The following is a 23578-nucleotide window of genomic DNA, read 5'->3' as shown; positions in this document are numbered from 1 at the left end:
CGCGCGGTACCGCAGGACATGCTCATTCCGGAAACAGGAAGGTGAGGGTGGCCCGCACGCCCCAGTCGGGACCGCCACGCGGCTTGTCCAGATAGCCGCGCACGCCGCCCTGGTAACTGACCATCTGCGAGCCGATTTTCGAGACTTTGCTGTAAAACAGGTTGAGCGGCACCGTCCACTGTTTCGCTTCCCAGTCGTAGGTCGACTCGATGTTTGCCCCGACGGTACGGCCCTGGCCGAGGCCGCGGGTGACGAACGGCTGCAGGAACGTGGAACTGATGTCGACGCGATGCCTGCCGCCGCCGACGTCGACGATATGGTTGGCCAATGCCCCGTAACTCCACACGCCGTCCTGTTTCAGCAGGACGATGGTCGGCCCCAGGCCCCAGGTGTCCGCACCCAGGTCATCGGTGCCGGTGGGCAGCAGCATCGCCGGGCCGATGCCCCAGACCAGGCCGCCGTCGGTAGGCTTCTTCGGCGAAAAGAAGAAGCTCTGGGTAATGTCCCCGATGCCGGCTTGGTCGGTACCGGGGATGATGTCCTTCTGGTACACCACCGGCAGGATCGTCCGCGAAATCACGTTCCAGTGGTCGGAAATGGAAAACGGCGCCACCGGCTGGATGTTCAGCTGATGTCGATACCCATCCTCGCCCCAGATTTCGTCGTAGTTGTACTGCAGCGGCACGCTGATCAGCGCGGCCACCGGATTGGACAGCTGCTTCGCCAGTTCGTCGGCATCGCGCTGCTGGGCAACCGCACTGGTCGACAGCGCGCACAGCGCCAGACCCAACGGAATCTTCGGAGTCGTCATGTCAGTTCGCACCTATGGTCAGGACGGGCGCCGGCGCCGAGGTGCCCGTTTCAGCAAGCGAGAAGAACACCATCATGAAGGCGAAGGCGCGCTTGGAATTCATGTCGGTATCGTCCACCCAGTACCAGGTGTTGCGGTAGCGGACGGCCGCGTAGGCATCCTCCGGCGCCGCGCTGCCGCTGTGGATGGTGGCCAAGCGGCGCGTCGCATTGGCCTGCCCGGGCGGATAGCCGGGGAAGGCACGGCCCTGCGCGATATGCTCCGCCGGCACCTCCACGCAGTTGGAGAAATCCAGCAGAATTTCCAGCATCGAGCGGGTGAGCAGGGCGATTTCGGTGTCGTTGCGGGCAGTAGCGCCGTAGACCAGATTGAACTCCGGCGACTTGCGGATGCCGAGCAGATCGCGCACCCGCGCCACCTCCTGATCCAGCTGCGGTTCCGCCTGGCCGCGGAAGAAGAGCAGGGTGGCGTCGCCGTTTTCGCGGCGCTCGATGCGCATGCCCAGGCCTTCGGCACGCTGCACGTGGCGCAGTCGATCGGTCAGTTCGGAGAATTCGGCATCCGCCTCACGCGCGTTCACTCCCGACGAGCGGTTGTAGTGGCCATTGATGGCGCGCGTGGTGGCGCCCAGGATGAAATCGGCCGGGTAGCCCGCCTGGATCATCTGGAACACAGACGCCGGCGCGATGAGCCGCAGCAGGCTCTGCGCGAACTTGTCGCCGGTCAGTGGCGCGTAGGAGATGGTGGGCTTGGTGGTGAAACGACCGTAGCCACCCAGCGTGGGCGTGGCGCTGGCGTGGGGCGGGAAGGTCACCGAGCCGTCGACCTGGCCCTCGGCCGCGTACGAGGCCACGATGGAAGACACATCCAGGAATACCGGCGCGTCGGCGTAGCGCAGGCGCACGATGTTGAGCAGGGTCTGCTCTTTCCAGGATTCGCCAATGGCGTAGGAGTAACCCTGGCGGTCACGCGGGATGCTCTGCGGGCCCATGGTGGTGCAGCCGGCCGCCACGGCCAGCAGGGCCAACCCTGCGATCCTGATGACGCCCCGGCAGAGTCGGCCGGTACTCATGACGGCTGCAGGGTGAACCGGAAGACGGATCGACAGAAGGTGGCCATGAGCGCGTCGCCAGGAGGGAGTACGGCGCTCAGTTCAGCATGCGGGCCGGGCGGTGGCCTCTGTATTGTTACTGGGTTGCGGCCAGTAGTTGTCCGGTCGATCCATGCACGCACACGTGTCACGATGGGTATTATCGTGACGCATCACATCCGGGCCGGGTGGGCTGGTTACAATCCGGGCATCGTTCCGCGAAAGGCCGTCCATGCCAGCTGATGCTCTGGGGATGAATGCCAGAAGCCTTCTCATGAAGGACGGCCAAGCCATTCTGGACGCGCTCCCCGCCAAGACCGACCAGAACGACGCCATCCATGCTGCCCGAAAGGCGATCCGGCGCATGCGGGCATTGCTGGCGCTGGTGGTTGCCGACGACCTTGACCTGGACCGCGAAGACTTCGCGCTGAGGCGGCTTGGCAAAGGGTTGTCGGACATGCGCGACGCCCATGTGGTGGTCGAGACCGCCAGGCGGTTGCAGAGCCTGCATCCTGACCCCGGCTGGCAGCCCATCATCGAGGCGTTGGAGCTGCGACGTACGCGAATTCTGCAGCGTTCGCTGGCCGTAGACCCCGGATTTTTGAAGAGACGGAACGTAATCGAACGCGTTCTGGATCGAATCGGGGCGCAGCCGTGGGAGACGTTGCGGAAACGGACAATCCGGGCGGCATTGGCGAGCAGCGAACGCCGTGCCAAGAGAGCTGCAGAGCGAGCCGCACACCATGACGATCCGGAAATCGTGCACCGTTGGCGCCGGAAGGTTCGACGCTTGCGGATGCAGCTGGATGCGGCTCAGGAACTGGGCGCCATCCATGGGCATGGCGACGAACATGCGGCGGTGGCCCGCAAGGCGCTGCACAAGATCAGCGACCGGCTGGGCTGGAGCCAGGACGTGAGGCTGTTGCGGAACCTGGTGCGGAACATGCCGGCAAGTGAGGGCAAGCAGGCTGTGATGAGGTTGATGGATCGGGAGTTGCCGGCGGTTGGGGACTGAGGGTCTGGGTCGCACCTTCTGTTGTTACATAATATACATTATGCGAAATGCCGTAATCGGAACGCTGCAGCGCCCGAGAACATAAAGCCTCCCCTTCGGGCATTAGGCTTGTGTTCGTCATCAGACAATTCTGCCCCGTTGAGGTAGAGATTCTGGTTCGCGAGGCAGACATTGTTGGACCGCCGTAAGCCATCGCAGATATTTCTGGGTGTTAGTTGTCTGGATGAACAAAGTTCCGCCCTTTGATCGCCTGGGTGCGCCGGGTTCAAATGCAGCTGTCTGACGCGGACAAGTTGCCCCTTTCACAGCTGAAACTGCCCCATTCTGCTCCGGAAACCCGCCCATCTTTCCGCGAGTCTTCGGACAAGCCGCCCCTAATTTGGCGGAACTACGCATTACTTGCCCCGAATTCTTCTGGAGCTCGTTGGTCGCAGGACCTCCAAGTAGCTGCCTTGCTGTGGGCCAGCTTTCAGATGCAGCCATATCGCCCGCAGAGTTCAGCCATAGAGCCCTCAGCCTACGTTAGATCGGGTGCCTTTCCGGATAAATTTCCTGCAAGTTCTTCCGATTTGGGGGCTAAAATTGTAGTGCGACATCGTCTTGGTCTTCCTAGTGGGCAATGCAATGAATTCCCTGTCTACCTTGCAACAGATGAGCATCGTCGCAGGCGTCTTGGTGGCGCTTGTTGTTTCCATTACCGTGGCAGCAGTCTGGCTGGCCAACCGCCAAAACGCAGCATACGATCGAGAACTGGCAGGAGGGAAATGCCCTTGTTGCGGCAAACCGCTGGATGCCTGACGTTCAAGCGACGTTTCCCCCACAGGTTGCCTTAGTAGAGCGTGTGGCATCCTTGTGGGAGCTGTTCATTTACCAGGCAGGCATTCTATGCGCGGGCATATACCTTCGGAAACATCTGCCTTCGCTCAGGCCAGATCGAACGCCGCGCGGGATTGGCTCGATATGGCGGCGTTCGAAGCGATACTGAGCCCGAGTGCCGTCCAGGGCCGCACCCTGACGCAGTGCCTGCAATCTGGGAGCGTTCTGGGCGTGTGGATTGGGGAACTGAAGCTGTTTCTCTTTCCTCCATGGCAGCTGGACGCTACTGGGATGCCTTTGCCAGTGCTCTCGGAGGTACTGTCGCTACTGCGTGGCCCATATGGCGTTTCAGCCGGCGGCCCGACGTCAGGTTGGGAGGAAATCGAATGGCTGATCGCTCCGCATGCTCGATTGTGCGGAGGCAGTCCAGCAGAGGCTCTTGCCCTACATCCAGCGCTCGTGCTGGAGGCGGCGAAGCAAGATTTTTCCTCCTGGAGCGATGACGCACGCTGGTAGGCTCGCGGGAACTCAACTGCCAGCTAACCCGGAATCGCGACGTGTCCCCCATGCATATGGAGAAAGCAGCTGAGGGTTCGAGGATAACCCTGCTTCTTCAGGCCTGCTTGATGACGTCTCTTTGCTGGAGTAGGATCGGCCAAGGCAGGGAAACGCTTTTAAGATCAATGCGTTAATTCGCATAACGTAGCTTATGTTAACGGCCGCCGCCATCAGACCTCTGCTTACGCGGTGCCCATAACTTGGCCACCCAACGATCCACGTTTGCACCTCAAGGCTGCGGTGGCACGGGTGCCCATCAACCGCTCTCTGGCGATAGCGCCGCCACCGAAGATGACGCCCAGATTTGGGCCTTCTGCGGTCAACCCGCAGCGAGCCCAAGTTAATTCGCGCCGGCGCAATCACCAGCTGCACCCAGGAACGGCCAGCGTGGCGGCTGCATATACAGCACCGGTCCGCTCCCGCGAGCCAATCAGATCCCGCGAGGTGGCGTAGACGATTCTCATGGCGCGATTATTTTGCCTGCGTGCGAAGAATCAGGCCGCCGTATACCGGTGTGCGATGCCTGCACGGTGCACCATGCCCTGACTTCTTCCAATTACATCGGGTCGGTCCTGTCTAGGCGCTTCGCCGGCCTGAAGCAAAAACAAAGGGGGGGCGAGACTGGGAGTACCTTGGACGTCGTAAAACACGCAAACATGTTCGTTCTGGTTGACAGTCTGTCGTTAATGCGGGGTATATGTTGCGATTTAGATCCAATATGGTAGGGCTTGATCCCTCCCCTCCCCTTTCTCTCATGCTGCAAAAAACGCTGCTTTATCTATTCGACCCGTGGTGCGGGTTGTGCTACGCCGCCGCTCCGGCGCTCGACGCGCTGACTAACGACTCCTCTATCGAACTGATGTTATTGCCAAGCGGTCTATTCACAGGCCGTGGTGCTCGCCCGCAGAATCGGGAATGGGCAGAGTACGCGTGGGCTAACGATCAGAGGATTGAAGCACTGACCGGGCAGGTATTCAGCGAGGCGTACCGTCAGCAGGTGTTGCTCGGTCCGCATGGCAGCTTCGATTCGGGTCCGATGACCCGTGCACTGACCTTGGCGCGCGGCCTCGACAGACGCCTGGAGCTACCGCTGCTCCACCACTTCCAGCGGCAGCGGTACATCGACGGCCGGGAGACCAGCAGCGCGAGGGTCGCTGCGGCCATCACGTCCGGCTTCCTTGAGCGGCATGGATACGCTTCTGACCCAGTGGTGTTTGCCGAGCAGCTCAACGCTGACGATGCGCTGGCCCTTTTGGCTTGCGAACGCATCGATGAAACTCAGCGCATGATGGAGAGTGAACAGGTCCGGGGCGTTCTAAAGCTGTATCTCCAGACTGCTGGCCAGCTGCAGCCGGTGAGCTCTGAAGTCCTCTATCAGGGAGCGGATGCCGTTCTCGAAGCCATCGCCGTGATGCGGCAAATGCCTGCATAGATCGATAGCTGATATCTAGCACTTCGGTGCCCCTGTCTCCACTGCCCAGCCCTCTCTCACAGCGGCGCCGTCTACACGGCATTCGCCAACAGGAGTACTTATGAAATCAGTCGTAGCCAGTTCATTCGGCCCTGCGCCCACCATGCACATTGAACAACGGCCAGTACCGTCGCCACGTGAGGGCTACACGTTGGTTCGCATGCACGCTGCTACCGTTAACCCACTTTCAAGCCAGGTCCTCGCGCGTATTGTCGAGCACGCACGCGCACCATTGGTGCTGACTAATGACGGTACCGGTATTGTTGAACACAGCGGCGCTTTTGAGCCAGGAACACGCGTGGCCATCTACGGCGGTGCCGCACTCGGCATTACTGAGGATGGCCTGCAGCAGCAGTGGGCATTGGTGCAGGACAAGCGCATCATCCGCCTTCCTGATTCCATCACCCTGGATCAGGGGGCCGCCTTTCCCATCAACTACGTCACCGCCTACCAGGCTTTGACCCGCATTGGACAGGTGAAGGACGGGCAGACAGTGCTGATCTCTTGAGCGTCCGGGTCCGTGGGACACGCACTGATCCAGATGAGCAGAGCGCTGGGAGCCATGCCGAGTGTCGTCGTTTCCTCGGCCGCCGAGGTTGAACGAGCGAAGTGGTCTGGTGCTGAGGTTGTTGTGGATCTGGCCGAAGATGATCTGCGTGCAAGCGTGCTGAGAGGCACCGGCGGGAAAGGTGCAGACCTGGCCTTGGATCCAGTTGGTGGCAAGGTGCTCGGCCGCTCCCGCTCCACCCGCCCGGGCCCGGGCAGAACATGAACAAGCCTCAGCTTGCTGAGAACTATGATGCAAGGTATCTTTCCGGCCACGTCCGTATGGGTCGAAGCAGCACGTGACTTCCCTTGCCATCCACGCCAAGCGCTACGCCTTGGCACTGCTACTTGCAGTGCTGGTAATAGTGCCTGTCGTCGATGCTTCGGTCTGTTTCTCTGAAGAGCAGTCCCATCAGGAAGTAGCAGGGCCAGGCGAGAGGCACTCCGACAAGGCACACCCAGCCTGTGGTCATGGTCATTGCCATCACAGCAGTGCATTCGTGGCGTCTAACGGATTTGCGCCGGGCGAGGCGCCACTGGATGAGGGTGGGCACGTGTTCTACGAGCGGCCCGTGGCGCCCCACACCCCCGACAGGCTGATTAGACCTCCCAGGGCTTGATCGCGACCCAGGCGCTAGGCGCCTGTTCGTCCTTCTGCGATCACCCTTAGCGGATCTTTCCATGATCACATCTTGTTTCTGGGCGCTTTGTGCGTCCGGCCGACGCGTGCCTGCTCGCGCAGTCGCCGAACGGCACCGTGCCGCCTCTAAGAAGGCGGCTTGAATGCCCCTCTCAATATCTACCTACCTCCGAACTCCGCGCGGTCAAGCGGCACTGCTGATGGCAACCGCTACGGTGGTCCTCGGTGCGGGCCTGGGCCTGCGCGACCCTTGGCCTGCCGATGAGCCGAGATTCGCCTTGGTTGCCTCCCAAATGGTGGACAGCGGAAACTGGCTGTTCCCACGCCGCGGTGGAGAGCTGTACGCAGACAAGCCTCCGCTCTTCATGTGGATCCAGGCTGCCCTGCTGCAGCTGACCGGAAATCTCAGGATTGCCTTCCTGCTTCCCTCGGTGCTGTCAGGTATCGCATGTGTGTGGATGACCTACGACCTAGGACGGCGCTTGTGGTCCAAGCAGGCCGGGATCTACGCAGGTTGGGCGCTACTCCTCGCCGTGCAGTTCACTCTGCAGATGAAGCGCGCGCAGATCGATCCCCTGCTGCTTGCATGGGTCACCTTGGCCCACTACGGCCTCATTCGGCACATTGTTCGCGGTCCGGATTGGCGGATGTGGACCGTGGCGTGGTTTGCGGCCGGGTTGGGAGTGATCACCAAGGGCGTGGGAGTGATTGCACTCTTCATGCTGGTTCCAGCCCTGGCGCTGACGTTTTCCAGGAAGATGAGTGCTTCTTGGATAGGTGATCGACGCGCGTGGCTGGGACCCCTGGCCTTGTTGGTCGCGATTGGCATCTGGCTCATTCCGATGCTGATCGCTGTATGGATCCACCCCACCCAAGAGAACCTTGAGTACGCGCGTAACATCCTGTTCCGCCAGACGATCCAGCGTTACGGAAACTCATGGCATCACTTCCAGGCACCGTGGTACTTCCTCGTAGTTATAGCTACGTCGTGGTTGCCAACGATCGCCCTTCTTCCCTGGGCGGGGCCAAGCCTCTACAAAGGGCTTTGTCGCTTTGACGAACGTCTATGGCTTCCGGTCGGCAGCCTCGCCCTGATCGTACTGTTCTTTTCAGTTCCTGCAGGAAAGCGAGACATGTACATCCTCCCCGGCCTGCCGATGCTGTGCTTGGCGCTCGCTGCGTCTCTTCCAGACATTGTCGGAAGAGTCGGAGTACGAAGATTGGCGACCGCGTTTGTCTCGCTCCTGGGTACGGCAACGGCGACCTTGGGGATATGGATGCTCGCTTCCAACCCTCGGTTCGAAGTGAAGCTTCTCACTGAGCGTGGCTCTAGTGAGGACTCGCACTCGATCGCCATCCTGGTCCTCCTCGCCTCGTTGCCCTTGCTGGTTGGTGCGGCTCTCTCACTTTCAGGCAGCGCCTGGAAGGGGCTGCTCACGGGGATGAGTGGTTTTTGGGTCGTCTACGGGTTTGCGGGTCCCAGCGTCCTGAACGAGGCAAGCTCATCCCGGGGGCTCATGGAACAGGTGAGCACACGCATCGGACCTTCGGCGCAACTGGGACTGGTCGGTTGGCGCGAGCAGCAATTGCTCATGTCGCAATCAGCCACGGCGGAGTTCGGCTTCAATCGGCCTGCTAGGCAGCAGCTTGCCACGGCATTGAGTTGGCAGCAGGAGCGCCAGGACGTGCGTTGGCTGCTCATTGAGGGGTCGGTGCTAGAGAACTGCGGTGATCGAAGGCCGGATCCATCCTTGCAGTTTGGAGTAGCCAATCGAAGAACCTGGTGGCTCATTCCGGCTGGAGCTCTATCGACATGCGAAACCTCAATTCGCTAGACCTCGCCGCCGCTTCCGAGTGTCGAGGGCGTCAGGTCCTTTGCACCTGTACTGCCCCTCTGAGCGCCCCTTAAGTAGACCCGCGAGCACAGCGACTTCGGTTTGCACAGCGCCGGCGTACTCGCCATGAGCGCGTCTGCGGGTCCATCAAACGGAAAAACAAATGGACTACTTGAAAAAATGCTTCAGCCGGAGTGATCGGCAAGGCCGAGCTGTCTTAGATCCACTCGGTCGGCTTGGCAGGCATGTCAGGGGACCTCAGCTGGGGATCAGTACTCTGATCATCGTTGTGGCGTTGTACTTCACGTTGTTCCTCAACAACGCCTTCTTTGCAGAGGTCATCGCCAAGAGTGGTGTTGATGGAGCGGCCCGTGCGCTGCTTCTCTTGTCAACGGCAGCGATTCTTACCTCCTTGAACGTACTCATTCTTGGGTTGTTGTGCACTCGATGGACGGTAAAGCCCGTCGTTTCCTTGCTTCTTGTCGTGTCCGCTGCTGCCGCCTACAACTCAGACAATTACAGCGTCTACTTCGATGCAAGCATGGTGCGAAACGTGCTGAAGACTGACAGCGCAGAGGCTGGCGAGCTGCTGACCTGGGGATTCTTCCTTACGGTGTTGATGAAAGGCGTGTTTCCAGCCGTCGTGGCATGTACGGTTCGGATCCGGCGTCCCTCCAGTCTGGCGAGCGCCGTACTTGCTAGAGTCCTTCTGCTCGGCGTTTCTGTCGTGGTCATAACTGGCGCGGCCTTCGCCTCGTTCGACAACCTGTCCTCGCTCATGCGTAACCACAAGCCAGTCAGGTACTTGGCAACACCCGGAAACTATCTTGCTTCCATTGCCAAGGTTGTCCGAGAACAGACGCGAGCCGAACGGGGTCCGATTCAGGTGGTCGGTCCAGACGCCAGAATGAAGCCCCATCCACCAGGTGCGAAGCCACACTTTCTGGTCATAGTCGTAGGCGAGACGGTTCGCGCGCAGAACTGGGGACTGAATGGATATAGCCGGCAGACAACGCCACAGCTGGCGGCATCGGACGTTGTCAACTTCTCGAACGTGACTGCCTGCGGGTCAAATACTGAAGTTTCCGTGCCTTGTATGTTCTCGGTGTATGGAAGGCGAGACTACGATCGAGACAAGATCAGGGGCTCAGAGTCGCTGCTTCATGTGCTTGAGCGAGCTGGCATCAAGACGTTATGGCGGGACAACCAGACAGGTTGTAAGGGGGTTTGCGCGGACCTGGCGTTTGAGTCCTTCCGCGTGCCTATCAAGGATGGGTTGTGCGATGACCAAGCGTGCCGCGATGAGATCATGTTGCGGGGATTGCATGACGCGATCGATGACAATCCGGGTGATGTTGTGGTCGTTCTGCATCAGCTGGGGAACCACGGGCCGAGCTACTACAAGCGATATCCCGAGGGTCTGAGGAGGTTCACGCCTGACTGCCGCAATGCAGATCTGGGCAAGTGCACACGCCAGCAGATCGTCAATGCGTATGACAACGCAGTTCTTGCAACAGATGACTTCTTAGGAAAGGCCATCCGCATGCTTGAGCAGGATCAAAGCCATGACACTGGATTGATCTACGTATCCGACCACGGTGAGTCACTGGGCGAGGCGAACGTCTATCTCCACGGTCTCCCCTATGCCATTGCTCCCGACACTCAGATCAAAGTGCCCATGGTCATGTGGATGTCCGAGGGCATGAAGAGCAGCAACAACCTGGACCTTCAATGTGTCCGGGACCGATCAAAGCGGCCGGCCAGCCACGACAACCTCTTCCATTCTGTACTCGGCCTCATGCAGGTCCGGACGAAGTCGTTGGACGAAAGCCTGAATCTTTTCTCCGGTTGTTCCATCAACTCCGGGTCCACCCCATAACGGGCGACAACGAGCACGCTGCTGGAAGCGCCCAGCAGCGGCTCTTGGGGTCCTAAATTAAGGAAGCAACGCAGTGGCAGATATGTACGGTCATCGTCCGCGGAGCATTGCCCGCGTCTTCAAGGCGCTCCGCTGGTCCCTCCAAGGACTACGATCAGCTTGGCTGCATGAATCCTCGTTTCGACTCGAGGTTGTCGCGGCCGTGGTGGCACTACCGGCAGCGATTCTGCTGGGCCACTCAGCGGTAGAGCGAGCACTTCTAATGGGGAGCGTGCTGGCTGTGCTGGCCTTGGAGCTGCTGAACTCCGCCATCGAAGCGGTTATCGAACGCTACGGCCCAGAGATCCATGAGCTGGCCGGTCGCGCCAAAGACATGGGTTCGGGCGCTGTGTTCGTGGCTCTTTGCAACGTGGCGCTCATTTGGGCCCTGGTTCTGCTGGGTTGACCCTCTAGGCACCCTAACCTGAACAGGACCCGACAGCGCGTCCGGTGTCGTAACTGTAGTATTTCTATGTAATTGTATCCGTCCAGACGAGGTTGCTAGCCTTCCCCCATGCGTCGCTCTCTGCCCGCCATCCGTATGTACCTGATGCTGCTGCTTCTGGCGGTGTTCGTGGTCGTGCCCGTGGCTGAGGCATTGGCATGCGCGCAGGAGGCTCCAGCCACCGTAGGTGACATGCACGGCGTCTCAGGCGAATCGGACCAGGACCCCGGCAAGGGCAAGGATTCGTCTGGCGCCGATGCCTGTGGCCATGGGCATTGCCACCATTCAACGGCAAGCCTGCCAACTGCCGGTCACGATGATCTCTTCGCCGATGGCCGGATCTCGCTGCACAGTACCAAGCACGCGGACGTCTACGCGTTCCGACTCGACGGTCCCATGCGCCCCCCCCGTATCTGATCTGGCTCTGCCCCGCACTTGCGGGTCATTCGCTCAGATAATTTACGGGAGTTTTTATGTCGATTTTGACAGGCCGGTCGCTTTCAGCGACCGGGTTGGCTGTGGCTATTCTGTTGGCGTTGGTGCCAACCGGACATGTGGCTGCTCAAACTGCACCATCTTACGAATCGTTGCTTTCTCGCTTGGACCAGATGCCTGCGACCGTCCAGGGCGTCGCGCTGGCTGAGGCCGCCGAGGCGCGGGTACAACAGGCTCGGGCACTACCCAATCCAACGGTCTCCATCGAAGCGGAAAATGCATACGGCACGGGACCCTATAAAGGCTTTTCCAACGCTGACAGCATTGTCACGCTTTCCCAGCCATTGGAGATCTGGGGTCAACGAGGGGCCCGAGTGCGCGCCGCGCGTGCGGAGGCAGGCGCGGCAGGCTTACGGGGTGATCTGATGCGCAGTGACGCAGCCGGGCGCTTGGCGGCAACATATGCCGAAGCAGAGGCTGCGTTGCGCCGTTATGAACTGGCCAGCGAAGCATTGGCGTTGATTGAACAGGACGCTAAGGCCGTGGCTGCGATGGTCAGCGAGGGCCGTGAGCCCAACCTGCGCGGTGTGCAGGCACGGAGCGAGGTCGCCAATGCGAAGGCAAGCCTGGATGAGGCCGAGGCCTACCGGGATGCGGCGCTTGCGCGCCTGGCCGGGGTGTCCTTGGTGGACAGTCCCCTGACCGACATCGGTGAAAGCCTGCTTGACCGCGTGCCCTCTCACCCAGTCGCTATTGAGGCACCCCCGCTTGCCGTTCGCATTGCACAGGCTGAAGCGGAGGCCTCCGGTCGCCTTATAGATGTCGAGCGCAAGCGTGCCTTGCCACAATTGAGTGCGTCCGTGGCTCAGACGCGCTTCCGCCAAGCAGGCGACCAGGCCTACAACGTGGGCATCAGCCTTTCGATCCCCCTATTTGACCGTAACCGCGGTGCGATCCAGGCCGCCTACGCGGAACAACGTGCTGCCGAAGCGGTTCTGGTTGCTCAGAAGAGTGACAGTGAAGCAGCCCGCTTGGGGGCAGTTGCGAGTCTCAAAGCATCCAACAGCCGCGCACGGGCCGCAGATGAGAGCGTACAAGCTGCAGACGAAGCCTATCGGCTGGCCCGCATCGGATTCGAGGCAGGTCGTATATCGCAATTGGAGCTGCGTAGCACGCGATCAACCCTGATCGCTGCTCGTGGCAGTGCTGTGGATGCCCGTCTTAGCCGGGTGGCAGCAGAAATCGACCTCGCCCGCCTTGAAGGGCGCGCACCGTTTGTGGAGGCAAAATGAACAAGTACGGAAACAAAACGCTCATCGGAGCGACGCTGTTGGCTACCTTGCTGATGACCGGCGGGCTGACCGCATGCAGTGGCGGTGCCCAGGAGGATGCTAAATCCAGTGGTGCCCAGGCAGAGAAGCCGGCTGGCAAGGATGACGGTCACGACGATCACGCAGCTGACGCTAAGCCGGGCTCCGCCGAGGCGCACAGTGAGGGTGATGGCGATGGCGATCACGGCGAAGAGGAGGCCGAGGAAGGTGTAGTCAAGCTGACCCCTGACCAGATCAAGGCTTCTGGCATCGGCGTGGTGGCTGTCGGGCGCGGCGGTGGCGCATCGACCCGCCTAGCTGGGCGCGTCGAGCCGGCCATCGGGGGGCGTGCTGCGATCGCATCAACGGTCACCGGCCGCGTTGAACGCGTGCTTGTTGCACCTGGTACGGCCGTCAAGAGCAACCAGCCCCTGGTGATCGTTGTCAGTGGAGAAGCCGCGACGTTCAAGGCCGCCGCTACTGCCGCAGCGGCGGAGGCCGAAGCCATCCGCCTGGCCTACGGCCGCGATAAATCCCTTGTCGAGCAAGGCGTAGTGGCACGCCAGGAGCTGGAGGCGTCGCGTGCGCGATCTTTGGCCGCGGATGCTGCCGCTAGTGCTGCACGTGCGCAGGTTGCGGCCAGCGGGTCTCCGGACAGTTCCGGCCGGGTGACCATCTCGAGTCCTGTCGCTGGCTTGGTTGGCAACGTCCAAGTGACGCCCGGTGGCGTCGTCTCAGCTGGGACGCTTGTTGCGGAGGTTTCCAATCCCGACATGAATGAACTCGTATTCACTGCGCCGCCAGCACTGGCCACTCTCGCGGTGCCCGGAATGAAGCTGGAAGTGACTGGCCCGGGCGGAAGCTTCGAAGCTGAGGTCATTGCCGCCGCTGCGAATGTGATGCAGCAGGGCGGCACCGCGACCATTCGCGCCAAACCAATTTCGGAGAAGTTGCCACCGGCCGGCTCCCCCGTTTCGGCCGTCATCATCGCCGATGGCGCCGCCGGAGGCATGAGCGTGCCGGCAGATGCGGTCCAAAGCGTTGATGGCAGAAGTGTTGTCTTCGTTGCCGTCGAGGGTGGTTTCAAGGCAACGCCGGTACTCGCTGGCCGTCGTGCAGGTAATCGAATCGAAATCCTTAGCGGCCTGACGGGTAGTGAGCGCCTCGTAGGCGCCAATGCCTTCCTGCTCAAGGCCGAACTGGCCAAGGGTGAAGCCGAGCACGGCCACTAAGGGAACTCATACACCATGTTCAAGATCATCATTGAAGCAGCGGTCAAGTTCCGCTGGCTCGTGGTGTTTCTGGCTGCATTGATTGCCTGCTTTGGCTTGTTCCAACTGAGCAAGCTGCCAGTCGATGCTGTACCAGATATCACCAACCGCCAAGTTCAGATCAATACCATCGCACCTGCCCTTACTCCGGAGCAGATTGAACGCCAGGTTACCTATCCTCTGGAAACGGCCTTGGCCGGAATCCCGGGTCTGAACACCACTCGTTCCCTGTCACGCAATGGCTTCTCTCAGGTCACGGCGATCTTTACTGATCAGACCGACATCTATTTCGCCCGCCAGCAGGTGGCAGAGCGGATGCGGGAGGCTGCCGGAGATCTGCCCGAGGGCGTGTCCCCCATGCTCTCCCCGGTTACAACCGGGCTGGGCGAGGTTCTCATGTGGACGGTGGACTTCAAGCCATTTGACCCCAAGAAGCTAGCCAAGCCCGGCCAGGCTGGCTGGCAAGAAGGTGAGGTTTACCTGACACCAGAGGGCGATCGACTTGGAACCGCCCAGGAGCGCGCAACGTACCTGCGTACTGTCCAGGACTGGATCATCGCACCACAGATGCGCTCCAGCCCCGGCCTGGCCGGTGTTGATACCGTAGGTGGCTACGTCAAGGAATACGGCATCTACCCCGACAGCGCTCGACTGGCGGCATACAACCTGGGTCTGGCCGATTTGGTCCAAGCTCTGGAACGCTCCAACGTCCAGGCTGGTGCCGGTTTCGTCCAGCGTGCGGGCGAAGGACTGGTCGTTCGGGCCGACGGCCTTGCCCTGACGACCGACGACCTGGCTCAGTCGCCGGTTGCCACCAAGGACGGCGTGGTGATCCGGGTGGCCGATGTTGCCGAGGTCGGGATGGGGCGCGCCCCACGGCTTGGTGCAGCTAGCCGAAACGGTCATGAGGCAGTACTGGGCACGGCACTCATGATCGCTGGCGGCAACAGCCGCACCGTCGCTCAAGCTGCTGCTGAGCGTCTGGCACAGGTCAATGAATCCCTACCCGCCGAGATCTTCGCAGAGCCAGTGCTGGACCGTAGTGTGCTGGTTAACTCCACTGTCAAGACTGTCGCCAAGAACCTAACCGAAGGTGCCCTGCTGGTCGTCGTTGTGCTGTTCCTGCTGCTAGGCAACCTGCGTGCGGCAGCCATCACCGCCTTGGTTATTCCGCTGTCGTTCCTGTTCGCTGTTATCGGCATGAACAAGTTCGGTATCAGCGGCAACCTGATGAGCTTGGGAGCGCTGGACTTCGGCATCCTTGTAGATGGCGCGGTAATTGTGATCGAGTCCACCCTGCTGATGCTTGGGAAGCGGCGTGCCGAACTTGGCCGACCCCTCAATGCAATGGAGCGACTGCGTGTGGCCGCCGACTCGGCGAGGAAGATGGCGCGTCCTGCAGCGTTCGGCCAGGTGATCATCCTGTTGGTCTTCGCACCGATCCTTACGTTGGAAGGTGTGGAAGGCAAGACCTTCCACCCGATGGCCGCCACCTTCATGCTCGCCCTCGTTGGCGCGTTCATCTTCTCCTTTACCTTCGTACCGGCGATGGCTGCCCTGCTGGTCAGGGAACCCAAGCTCCATGCGAAGAAGGAGGGACACGAGGGCGACCAGGACGAAGAACATGAGACAGCAATCATCCGCGTCCTGCGCGGCCGTATTGAACCGGCGATCCAAGCGGCGATTCGTAGGCCCAAGGCAGTGTTCGCTAGCGCCCTTTTGATGCTCGGGATGGGCGTGGTCGGCTTTACGATGCTGGGTCGAGAGTTCATGCCAACCCTTGATGAGGGAAACCTCGCCATGCAGGCATTGCGTGTGCCATCGACGTCGCTTGAGCAATCGTTGGCTATGCAGTTGGCGCTGGAGAAGGCTATTGCTGCTGAACCAGAGGTCGTGACGGTCTTCTCGCGGACCGGTACCGCAGAAGCAGCTATCGACCCCATGCCGACCAACATCTCCGACAGTGTGATCGTACTTAAGCCAAGAAAGGAGTGGCCAGACTCTTCCCTGAGCAAGGAGGATCTGATTGCGAGGTTTGAAAAGATCGCCGCCTCGCAGATAGGCAACAGCTTTGAATTCAGCCAGCCCATCGAGCTGCGCTTCAATGAGCTGATCTCAGGTGTACGTACGGACTTGGCCGTCATGATCTACGGCGACAACTTCGAACAACTGCAAGCTGTTGCCGACCAGATCGCGCTGAAGCTAAGAAACGTTCAGGGCTCGGCAGATGTCCGTGTTGAGCAGATTTCCGGCCTACCCACCCTCAATGTGGCGATCGATCATCTTGCAGCAGCGCAGTATGGCCTCACGGCGGCGGACGTAAGCGACGCGCTTTCAACCGGTATTGGCGGCGCCGCGGCAGGCAAGATCTTCGAGGGTGACCGCCGGTTCGATGTTGTTGTTCGCCTCAGCGACGACGCACGCAATGACCCCGATCAGCTCGCATCGCTGCCGATTGCAACGCCTACTGGGGGCATCGTCCCGCTCTCCTCTGTCGCACGCATCGAGATCAGCGAGGGGCCGAACCAGATCAGTCGAAACAACGGAAGCCGCCGTGTCGTGGTGCAGGCAAATGTTCGCGGTCGTGACTTGGGCGGGTTTGTGGGAGAGGCCCAGGCGGCGGTGAAGGACGTACAGCTTCCACCGGGCGCGCACATGACGTGGGGCGGTCAGTTCGAGAACTTGCAGCGGGCTGAAAAGCGACTCATGACAGTTGTTCCGATTGTCTTCCTGCTGATCGGCAGCCTCCTGTTCATGGCATTGGGCAGTGCAAAGGAGGCGGGTTTGGTGTTCACCTGCGTCCCGCTTGCCCTAGTTGGCGGAATTCTCGCATTGCTGGTGCGTGGTATGCCGTTCTCGGTATCGGCCGCTGTCGGATTCATCGCTGTATCGGGTGTTGCGACGCTGAACGGATTGGTGCTCATGCAAGCCATCAGAGAGAGGCTTGATGCTGGTGACAGTCCACTGATCGCGGCAATGAACGGCGCCGGCAGCCGAATTCGCGCTGTCGTGACCACCGCGCTGGTGGCGATCGTCGGCTTCATTCCTATGGCCATTGCCAGTGGGTCTGGCGCTGAGGTGCAGAAGCCTCTCGCGACGGTGGTCATTGGCGGCCTGTTGACCGCCACAGTGCTCACACTGCTTGTGCTGCCGACATTTGCGGGCCGTTTGTCCAAGCCAGATCCCAAAGGGCAACCGGAAACTGCCCACTGATTGATGGAATGTTTGGGTCCGGCAGCGCATCTGCCTGCCGGACTTCCCGATCCATTCTTATGACGTTGGAGGGAACACATGAACCTGACCACAGAAATCGAACTGCCGCTACTACTCCCAGGCGTCGCTCGCGACGACAGCTGCGTGCAGAGGCTGGTCGATGGCCTTGAGGAAATGAACGGAGTATCGCGCGTGCACGCGTGCGAGGGTGGCGAGGGAGCTCTCGGAATGCTCTGCATTCATTACAACCCCGAGATCGTCTCGCTTCAGCGAGTGCGAGAGGTGGCGGCATCCATGGGCGTTGAGTTGGGTGATCGGTATGGCCACCTTTTCTTGGAGCTTGGTTCGGCCGTTCACGCACGAAAGGCAAGGACAATTGCGGCGCAAGTGCAGGCCGTACCAGGCGTCATTGAAGCCACCACCAGCCCAGCTGGCGGCATAAGTATCGAGTACGAGAGAGCCAAGACAGGCGAGGCGGAGCTGAGAGCGAAGCTTGACGCGCTGGGTGTAGCGCAAGAGCCACCGAGTCCGAGGGGAGATTTGAAGGATCAGCGCGAAGGACACGATCACAAGGACGGACAGGACCCCGGTCATTCCCACGGGGGCCTCCTGGGTGGCAATAGTGAGCTGATCTTCTCACTTGCTTGCGGCCTGCTCCTGATCGTGGGATTTGCGATTGAAAAGCTTGGGTTGACCCAAACGCCCTGGATTCCCACAGCGTTTTACGTAGCAGCCTACGTCTTTGGCGGCTGGTTCACGCTTGGCGAGGCGATCGGGAATATCAAGCTAAAGCGCTTTGAGATCGATACGCTGATGCTGGTTGCAGCGGCAGGCGCAGCCGCGCTCGGCGCATGGGCCGAAGGCGCTTTGCTTCTGTTCCTCTTCAGTCTCGGTCACGCCCTTGAACATTACGCGATGGGCCGGGCGAAGCGTGCGATCGAAGCTCTCGCCAAGCTTGCCCCCGAGACCGCCAAGGTACTGAGGGATGGACGGGTGGTTGAAGTCCGGGTTGAAGCCTTGATACCTGGAGACGTCGTGGTCGTACGTCCCAATGACCGGATGCCGGCGGACGGATTCGTTATCAAAGGGGCTAGCAGCGTTGACCAAGCCCCTGTCACCGGGGAAAGCATCCCGGTCGATAAGCTGGCAGTCAGTGACCCTGCCCTGGCACGGGTTCGGTCTGATTCGGTGGCAATGGAGTCACGTGTTTTCGCCGGCACTATCAATGGCTCTGGCGCCTTGGAGGTTGAAGTCACGCGTAGATCAGGGGAATCCGCCCTCGCTCGCGTCGTCAAGATGGTAAGTGAGGCTGAGACGAGGAAGTCGCCCACGCAGCGCTTTACGGACAAGTTCGAGAGAGTGTTCGTTCCTGCGGTATTGATTCTGGCTGCACTCCTTCTCTTCTCCTGGGTTGTGGTTGATGAGCCATTCCGTGACAGCTTCTATCGTGCTATGGCAGTTTTGGTAGCAGCGAGCCCCTGCGCACTGGCCATAGCCACGCCAAGTGCTGTTCTGGCGGGGATCGCAAGAGCCGCACGTGGTGGTGTACTCATCAAAGGTGGAGCGCCGCTCGAAGAGTTAGGAATGATCCGCGCCATCGCGTTTGACAAGACCGGAACGCTCACCCAAGGCAAGCCGCGCATCACCGATATCAAGGTCATGCAGGGGGCAACGGAGAAAGAGTTGCTCCAAATTGCGGTGGCCGTAGAGGCCCTCAGTGACCACCCGTTAGCTGCAGCCATCGTTCGCGACGGGAGCGCTCGACTGGGCGACATCCAGGTGACGGGCGCGACGGATCTTACGAACTTTGCGGGGAGCGGCGTTCAGGCAAAAGTGAACGGCATCAGCGCCTGGATCGGAAAAGCAGAGATGTTCGGTAACGGTAGCATTGGAGCTCTCACCACTGACGCGCAGTCTGCTATCGATGTACTGCGCGAAGCTGGGAGAACGACCATGGCGGTTCGCCTGGGCGACCGGGACCTGGGCATCATCGGGCTGATGGACACGCCGCGCCCAGAGGCACGTGAGGCATTGGAAAAGTTACGGAGCTTGGGCATCCAGCGGATGATCATGATCTCCGGTGACCATCAGACTGTTGCCCAAGCTGTAGCAAGGGACGTCGGTTTGGACGAGGCATGGGGCAATCTCATGCCCGACGATAAGGTAAAGGCGATCCGTCAATTAAAAGAGACGGAGCGGGTGGCGATGGTGGGCGACGGCGTAAATGACGCACCTGCAATGGCCAGTGCAAGTGTGGGTATTGCGATGGGAGCGGCCTCTTCCGATGTCGCGCTGGAGACTGCTGATGTTGCCCTCATGTCCGAGGACCTGAAACAGGTTGCCTTCGCTGTGGAGCTCAGTCGTCGCACCCGAGGGGTGATCCGTCAGAACGTCTATGTCAGCCTTGGCGTTGTCGCACTGCTCGTTCCAGCCACAATCATGGGTCTTGGCATTGGTCCCGCCGTAGCCGTGCACGAGGGCTCGACGTTGCTGGTGGTGTTCAATGCCCTTCGGCTTCTCGGCTACCGTCAGTCCTGACATGCGCCTTCTTGTCATTGACCGTGATCTCCGGGTTGCCAAGGCGATTTTCGAGTATTTCGAGTGCAGGGGGCATCAGCTCGATGCTGCGGGAGACGGCGTCACAGGGCTGCACCTTGCAGTGTCTAATACCTATGACGCAGTCGTCTTGGATTGGACGTTGCCGCGTATCGAAGGCCCTGATCTGATCAGCAAGCTGCGGTCTGAGCATGGTGTATCGGTACCAGTTCTGATGCTTACTGACAGGCGGGAGCTGTCCGATAAAATTCGTGCCTTCCGTTCTGGGGCGGATGACTATGTAACCAAGCCATTTGACATCCCGGAATTGGAAGTCCGGCTTCAGGCGATAGTAAACCGCGCCCAAGGGCGTCCGGCCACCAGACGGCTGACAGTCGGTGGCCTTACTCTCGATCTGGCAACGTTGATAGCGACCAGGGAAGGAAGGCAGCTGCGGCTCTACCCTGGATCCCGAAAGTTGCTACAAGTTCTGATGCGGGCGAGCCCTTCGGCTGTGAGTCGCCAAGAGCTGGAGCACGCTTTATGGGGGGACGATCCGCCAGATCGGGACCTGCTCCGATCTCATATGTCCGCCCTCAGACGAAGCGTTGATGGGGGGTTCGACGAGAGGTTGATACATACGCTGCCACGCTTTGGCTATCGATTGGGGGCCGAGATGATCGTTTCGGGCTCGCCAAGAAGAGCCTGCACGTCGGATGTAGCAGCTCTATGCGAAAAGTAAGCCAAGCTGTATGGCCTATCGTGTCGTTCCTTGCGATGGCCACCTGGGGCGTGGTGGCTATGGAGCCTTTCGCGCCGGGACCGGAGGAGAGGATGCTCTGGATCCCAGCCTGTATCACGCTATCCAGCATGGCCGCAATGACGGTGGCTAGCCTTATTCAGGACATGTTTGCATTAGCCCGAAGAAGTTGGGGGCAGTTCCTGAGGAGATATCCCAGCGTGTGCCTTGAGGCACTGGTCTTGTTGGCGGCTCCATTCCTTCTTTACACGCAGCAGTCTGGTTGCCAGCTTCTGTGCCCCGCATTAACGGCAAGCCTTTTACTGATTCTTCTGTCGGCTGTAGAAACGCTTTCCACCTCGGTTGTCTTCAGGGTTCGCACTTCGCCGACGTCGTTGATAATGCTGGCGCATTCCGGTGCAGGCATGTTTGCGACGTATATGTTTACCAAGGGGCTGAAGGTTACCTCGCCCATTAGTCATTTCTGGTTCTTTGGCTCCGTCCTTATGAGTGGCGTGCTGTCTTTTCTCATTGCTCGGTTCTGGACCAACCTGCTCAGAGGTGCGACGGTGGGGTATTCAACTGTAGTTGAAAGGATCATTAGGACCTTCAGCGCGGAACCGTCTGCTGCCCAGTGGATTACAAGGCATGTGGTGACAGGGGGTAGGAAGCAGAAGGCAGCGAAAGGCCGATGCAGAACCATAAAACGCAAAAAGTAGCCAGACGTACGTCTCATCTGACGGCGTAACGGATGGCTCTCGTGAGGGCCGTTTAGCCGCCTGAGCCTTTTTTCTGCTTTCATCAACTGCGAACAATTATCATGGGCACAAAGGTTCTCATTGGACCGGCCAAGATTTCGTAGACATCTCAGAGCCATAAGCAATGGAAGCCAGAGAGGTGTCTATGGCGAGCAAGCAGTACACGGATGAGTTCAATGCCGAAGCGGTCAAGCAGGTTACCCAAAGGGGCTTTGCTGTAGCCTAGGTTGCGAAGCGGCTGGGGGTCTCATCCCACAGCCTTTACCAATGGCTCCGCAAGGCCAAGAGCGAGGCCTTGGCGGGCACACCAGAGGGGTCGATGTTGCCCACGCCCAAGGACTCAGCCGAGGTGCGTCGGTTGAAGGCCGAGGTGAAACGTCTGACTGAGGAGCGCGATCACTCCAATTAGAGAAGACATATGAAAATGCTGTCCCTTACACTTGGCACGCTTTCGGCGCTAGGCCTCCAGAGCAACGCAGATGCTGCAGGCGTCTCGGGCGCGACGACGTCGTTCCAGCAGATACGCAATGCCACGGCTAAGATTACGTATGGCGAAACCGTATTGCTGGTGGACCCTATGCTGGCCTCTAAAGGCGCCTATCCAGGCTTCCCGGAAACGTATCGCAATGAATTGCGCAACCCGACCGTCGAACTTCCCTTCGACACCGGTCAGGTGCTCAAGGGAGTGGATGCGGTGCTTGTGACACATACCGAGGGTTGGCAGGGAATCGTTACGAACACGGCCAGATCTTCGCTAACCGATTGATGGATCGGTGAATTCTACCCTCGGCGCACTTCCAGGCTCGGCCCTCCCCGGGAAGCTGTGGCACCATTCAATCATGGCCACCACGTACTACTTCTTGGACACCGAGTGGGCCGATATAACGGGCAGCGAGCTCGTGAGTCTGGCGCTGGTGAACGAAGGTGGAGACCGCCTTTTCTACGCCGAGCGAGCCGATCTGCCCGAAAGCCCTACCGATTTCGTTCGTCAAAGCGTCTACCCGCTGCTAGACCGCGGCGACGCAGCCCTGCCGGATGCCGCCCTGACTACCGAGCTGCGCGCCTTCCTCAGCGAGGCCGACGCGCCGGCGGTAATGGCAGATTTCCCGAACGATCTTCAGTTGCTGCGGTATGCCCTGGATGGGTTTGAGCTTCCCGATGATCAGGTTGCTGCATGCGGACCCCGGCCGGCCCCGGTCATGACATGCATGTCGAAGGAAGGCCTTCCTGGGCTGCTGGTCGAGGACTGGTTCGCAGCCCATCCGGAACATAGGGCCAGGCGCCACCATGCGTTGGTGGACGCGCAGGCCTTGCGGATGGCCTGGCTGGTGGCGACCGGCCGGATCTCTGCTCCGGCGTGGGCCCACTCCTACCGCCGCGCCCGGGGATAGCGGCATAGCGTCCATCCCCGGTATGCTTGCCCCATGAACCGCCTGAGCCAGCTCGACCCTCGAATACCGGCGTGATCGCATCGATCGATCACGCCCCTGTTGCTCATGATGGTCAGAGCGCCGGCCTTATACCCCGGTGAGAGCACGCGCCAGATAAGCGCGTACACGTCGGTTCGATTCCGACCAGGGGCACCACCGTCAACGACGGAAAAATGCTTCTACTTGAGGGTCGGCAGGGATTCGTGAGAAAAACAGCCGAATCGGCTCTATCGCCATGATTCAACGAGGAAACACCCCTCGACGTCAACAGTTCGTGGATTACAGAGCTAGGCTTGATCGAACCAGAAGTCGCGTGACAGAGGCATTGCGGAAGTACTGCTCAGGCACGCGTGCCCTTCTTGAATATTGGATTCAAGAGTTTCCACGCTCCTGACCCAACGGAAACCCTCAACAAGAAGGCTCCGACAGTCGCCTGACCCATTGCAGTAGTTCCTAGTGCGGGATCGTCCGTCCAGCGTCGACGTCGGCCAAACCCTCGCGGGTCTGCCGATCCTTCTCCTCCTCGGTCAATTCCGGTATGTGATCGCCGCCGTGCTCCCTTCTGAGGCCGACACGCCAGCCGCCCCGGCCGCATCCCCCTGCTGCGGCGGATGCCACCGCTGAGTCCGCGCGATGGCTTGATCGTGATCAATGCCAGTCGGCCCCAAGAGGGCTAGACTGGCAATTATGAGAGCTCGCACGTCCCCTGCCCTGATCTGCCCAGCGTCCGCAGGCGCTGCTT

At 60.1% G+C, this 23578-nt stretch carries 18 protein-coding genes, 1 tRNA gene and 1 pseudogene; 18 read left to right on the top strand and 2 right to left on the bottom strand.

Going from position 1 to position 23578, the window contains the following annotated elements; genetic code table 11:
* Window positions 1–22 precede the first annotated feature (22 nt).
* Window positions 23–811, bottom strand: coding sequence for a transporter (locus tag RYM47_RS10285; RefSeq protein ID WP_315387671.1), 789 nt, complete (start codon window positions 809–811; stop codon window positions 23–25).
* A gap of 1 nt (window position 812) precedes the next feature.
* Window positions 813–1883 carry a hypothetical protein gene (locus RYM47_RS10280; RefSeq protein WP_315387669.1) on the bottom strand — a complete coding sequence of 357 codons (1071 nt, stop codon included), beginning with the start codon at window positions 1881–1883 and terminating at the stop codon, window positions 813–815.
* Window positions 1884–2175: 292 nt separating this feature from the next.
* Between RYM47_RS10280 and RYM47_RS10275 the strand changes: the two genes are divergently transcribed.
* The 18 genes and pseudogenes from RYM47_RS10275 (at window position 2176) to RYM47_RS10190 (ending at window position 22992) form a co-directional block, all read left to right on the top strand.
* A complete protein-coding gene (locus tag RYM47_RS10275) occupies window positions 2176–2916 on the top strand; it encodes a CHAD domain-containing protein (RefSeq protein WP_315387668.1) in 741 nt (246 codons plus the stop codon).
* A 624-nt stretch (window positions 2917–3540) separates the two neighbouring features.
* Window positions 3541–3714: a hypothetical protein gene (locus RYM47_RS10270; protein ID WP_167390418.1), complete on the top strand. Its 174-nt coding sequence runs from the start codon at window positions 3541–3543 to the stop codon at window positions 3712–3714.
* A 1330-nt stretch (window positions 3715–5044) separates the two neighbouring features.
* Entirely contained in the window at window positions 5045–5722 is a 678-nt protein-coding gene (locus tag RYM47_RS10265; protein ID WP_182338198.1) for a hypothetical protein, read from the top strand.
* Between the two features lie 100 nt (window positions 5723–5822).
* Window positions 5823–6269, top strand: a complete 447-nt coding sequence (locus tag RYM47_RS10260) for a zinc-binding alcohol dehydrogenase family protein (protein WP_315387666.1) — start codon at window positions 5823–5825, stop codon at window positions 6267–6269.
* 878 nt (window positions 6270–7147) lie between these two features.
* The gene (locus tag RYM47_RS10255; protein ID WP_167390411.1) at window positions 7148–8782 is read left to right on the top strand and encodes a glycosyltransferase family 39 protein; all 1635 of its coding nucleotides are present in this window, start codon (window positions 7148–7150) and stop codon (window positions 8780–8782) included.
* A 163-nt stretch (window positions 8783–8945) separates the two neighbouring features.
* Window positions 8946–10661: a phosphoethanolamine--lipid A transferase gene (locus tag RYM47_RS10250; RefSeq protein WP_315387665.1), complete on the top strand. Its 1716-nt coding sequence runs from the start codon at window positions 8946–8948 to the stop codon at window positions 10659–10661.
* 73 nt (window positions 10662–10734) lie between these two features.
* Window positions 10735–11106 carry a diacylglycerol kinase gene (locus RYM47_RS10245; protein WP_101098476.1) on the top strand — a complete coding sequence of 124 codons (372 nt, stop codon included), beginning with the start codon at window positions 10735–10737 and terminating at the stop codon, window positions 11104–11106.
* A gap of 108 nt (window positions 11107–11214) precedes the next feature.
* A complete protein-coding gene (locus RYM47_RS10240; RefSeq protein WP_046272799.1) occupies window positions 11215–11562 on the top strand; it encodes a hypothetical protein in 348 nt (115 codons plus the stop codon).
* A 56-nt stretch (window positions 11563–11618) separates the two neighbouring features.
* Window positions 11619–12872 (top strand): TolC family protein, encoded by a 1254-nt coding sequence (locus RYM47_RS10235; RefSeq protein WP_182338194.1) that lies wholly within the window; start codon window positions 11619–11621, stop codon window positions 12870–12872.
* A gap of 53 nt (window positions 12873–12925) precedes the next feature.
* Window positions 12926–14122 (top strand): efflux RND transporter periplasmic adaptor subunit, encoded by a 1197-nt coding sequence (locus tag RYM47_RS10230; RefSeq protein WP_315387860.1) that lies wholly within the window; start codon window positions 12926–12928, stop codon window positions 14120–14122.
* Between the two features lie 15 nt (window positions 14123–14137).
* Window positions 14138–17374, top strand: coding sequence for a CusA/CzcA family heavy metal efflux RND transporter (locus RYM47_RS10225; RefSeq protein ID WP_101098472.1), 3237 nt, complete (start codon window positions 14138–14140; stop codon window positions 17372–17374).
* Between the two features lie 78 nt (window positions 17375–17452).
* Window positions 17453–19912, top strand: coding sequence for a heavy metal translocating P-type ATPase (locus RYM47_RS10220; protein ID WP_102789636.1), 2460 nt, complete (start codon window positions 17453–17455; stop codon window positions 19910–19912).
* Window position 19913: 1 nt separating this feature from the next.
* Window positions 19914–20651: a response regulator transcription factor gene (locus tag RYM47_RS10215; RefSeq protein WP_315387662.1), complete on the top strand. Its 738-nt coding sequence runs from the start codon at window positions 19914–19916 to the stop codon at window positions 20649–20651.
* A gap of 35 nt (window positions 20652–20686) precedes the next feature.
* Window positions 20687–21367: a hypothetical protein gene (locus RYM47_RS10210; RefSeq protein WP_101098470.1), complete on the top strand. Its 681-nt coding sequence runs from the start codon at window positions 20687–20689 to the stop codon at window positions 21365–21367.
* 184 nt (window positions 21368–21551) lie between these two features.
* Window positions 21552–21803 (top strand): annotated as a pseudogene (locus RYM47_RS10205) (transposase); the annotation flags it as partial.
* 21 nt (window positions 21804–21824) lie between these two features.
* Window positions 21825–22172, top strand: a complete 348-nt coding sequence (locus RYM47_RS10200; RefSeq protein WP_315387659.1) for a hypothetical protein — start codon at window positions 21825–21827, stop codon at window positions 22170–22172.
* Between the two features lie 73 nt (window positions 22173–22245).
* Window positions 22246–22797, top strand: a complete 552-nt coding sequence (locus tag RYM47_RS10195; protein ID WP_315387657.1) for a 3'-5' exoribonuclease — start codon at window positions 22246–22248, stop codon at window positions 22795–22797.
* A gap of 92 nt (window positions 22798–22889) precedes the next feature.
* Window positions 22890–22992, top strand: a tRNA-Ile gene (locus RYM47_RS10190).
* Window positions 22993–23578 lie beyond the last annotated feature (586 nt).

It is taken from the genome of uncultured Stenotrophomonas sp. (genome assembly GCF_963519125.1).
Lineage (GTDB): Bacteria > Pseudomonadota > Gammaproteobacteria > Xanthomonadales > Xanthomonadaceae > Stenotrophomonas.
This window is presented reverse-complemented; position numbering and strand designations above follow the sequence as displayed.

Bases quoted from the DNA above. Each gene is read 5' to 3' on its own strand.
- RYM47_RS10215 (WP_315387662.1), top strand. From the start codon at position 19,914: ATGCGCCTTCTTGTCATTGACCGTGATCTCCGGGTTGCCAAGGCGATT.
- RYM47_RS10265 (WP_182338198.1), top strand. From the start codon at position 5,045: ATGCTGCAAAAAACGCTGCTTTATCTATTCGACCCGTGGTGCGGGTTG.
- RYM47_RS10275 (WP_315387668.1), top strand. From the start codon at position 2,176: ATGAAGGACGGCCAAGCCATTCTGGACGCGCTCCCCGCCAAGACCGAC.
- RYM47_RS10195 (WP_315387657.1), top strand. From the start codon at position 22,246: ATGGCCACCACGTACTACTTCTTGGACACCGAGTGGGCCGATATAACG.
- RYM47_RS10255 (WP_167390411.1), top strand. From the start codon at position 7,148: ATGGCAACCGCTACGGTGGTCCTCGGTGCGGGCCTGGGCCTGCGCGAC.
- RYM47_RS10200 (WP_315387659.1), top strand. From the start codon at position 21,825: ATGAAAATGCTGTCCCTTACACTTGGCACGCTTTCGGCGCTAGGCCTC.
- RYM47_RS10280 (WP_315387669.1), bottom strand. From the start codon at position 1,883: ATGAGTACCGGCCGACTCTGCCGGGGCGTCATCAGGATCGCAGGGTTG.
- RYM47_RS10260 (WP_315387666.1), top strand. From the start codon at position 5,823: ATGAAATCAGTCGTAGCCAGTTCATTCGGCCCTGCGCCCACCATGCAC.
- RYM47_RS10240 (WP_046272799.1), top strand. From the start codon at position 11,215: ATGCGTCGCTCTCTGCCCGCCATCCGTATGTACCTGATGCTGCTGCTT.
- RYM47_RS10210 (WP_101098470.1), top strand. From the start codon at position 20,687: ATGGCCACCTGGGGCGTGGTGGCTATGGAGCCTTTCGCGCCGGGACCG.
- RYM47_RS10225 (WP_101098472.1), top strand. From the start codon at position 14,138: ATGTTCAAGATCATCATTGAAGCAGCGGTCAAGTTCCGCTGGCTCGTG.
- RYM47_RS10285 (WP_315387671.1), bottom strand. From the start codon at position 811: ATGACGACTCCGAAGATTCCGTTGGGTCTGGCGCTGTGCGCGCTGTCG.
- RYM47_RS10250 (WP_315387665.1), top strand. From the start codon at position 8,946: ATGGACTACTTGAAAAAATGCTTCAGCCGGAGTGATCGGCAAGGCCGA.
- RYM47_RS10270 (WP_167390418.1), top strand. From the start codon at position 3,541: ATGAATTCCCTGTCTACCTTGCAACAGATGAGCATCGTCGCAGGCGTC.
- RYM47_RS10220 (WP_102789636.1), top strand. From the start codon at position 17,453: ATGAACCTGACCACAGAAATCGAACTGCCGCTACTACTCCCAGGCGTC.
- RYM47_RS10235 (WP_182338194.1), top strand. From the start codon at position 11,619: ATGTCGATTTTGACAGGCCGGTCGCTTTCAGCGACCGGGTTGGCTGTG.
- RYM47_RS10230 (WP_315387860.1), top strand. From the start codon at position 12,926: ATGACCGGCGGGCTGACCGCATGCAGTGGCGGTGCCCAGGAGGATGCT.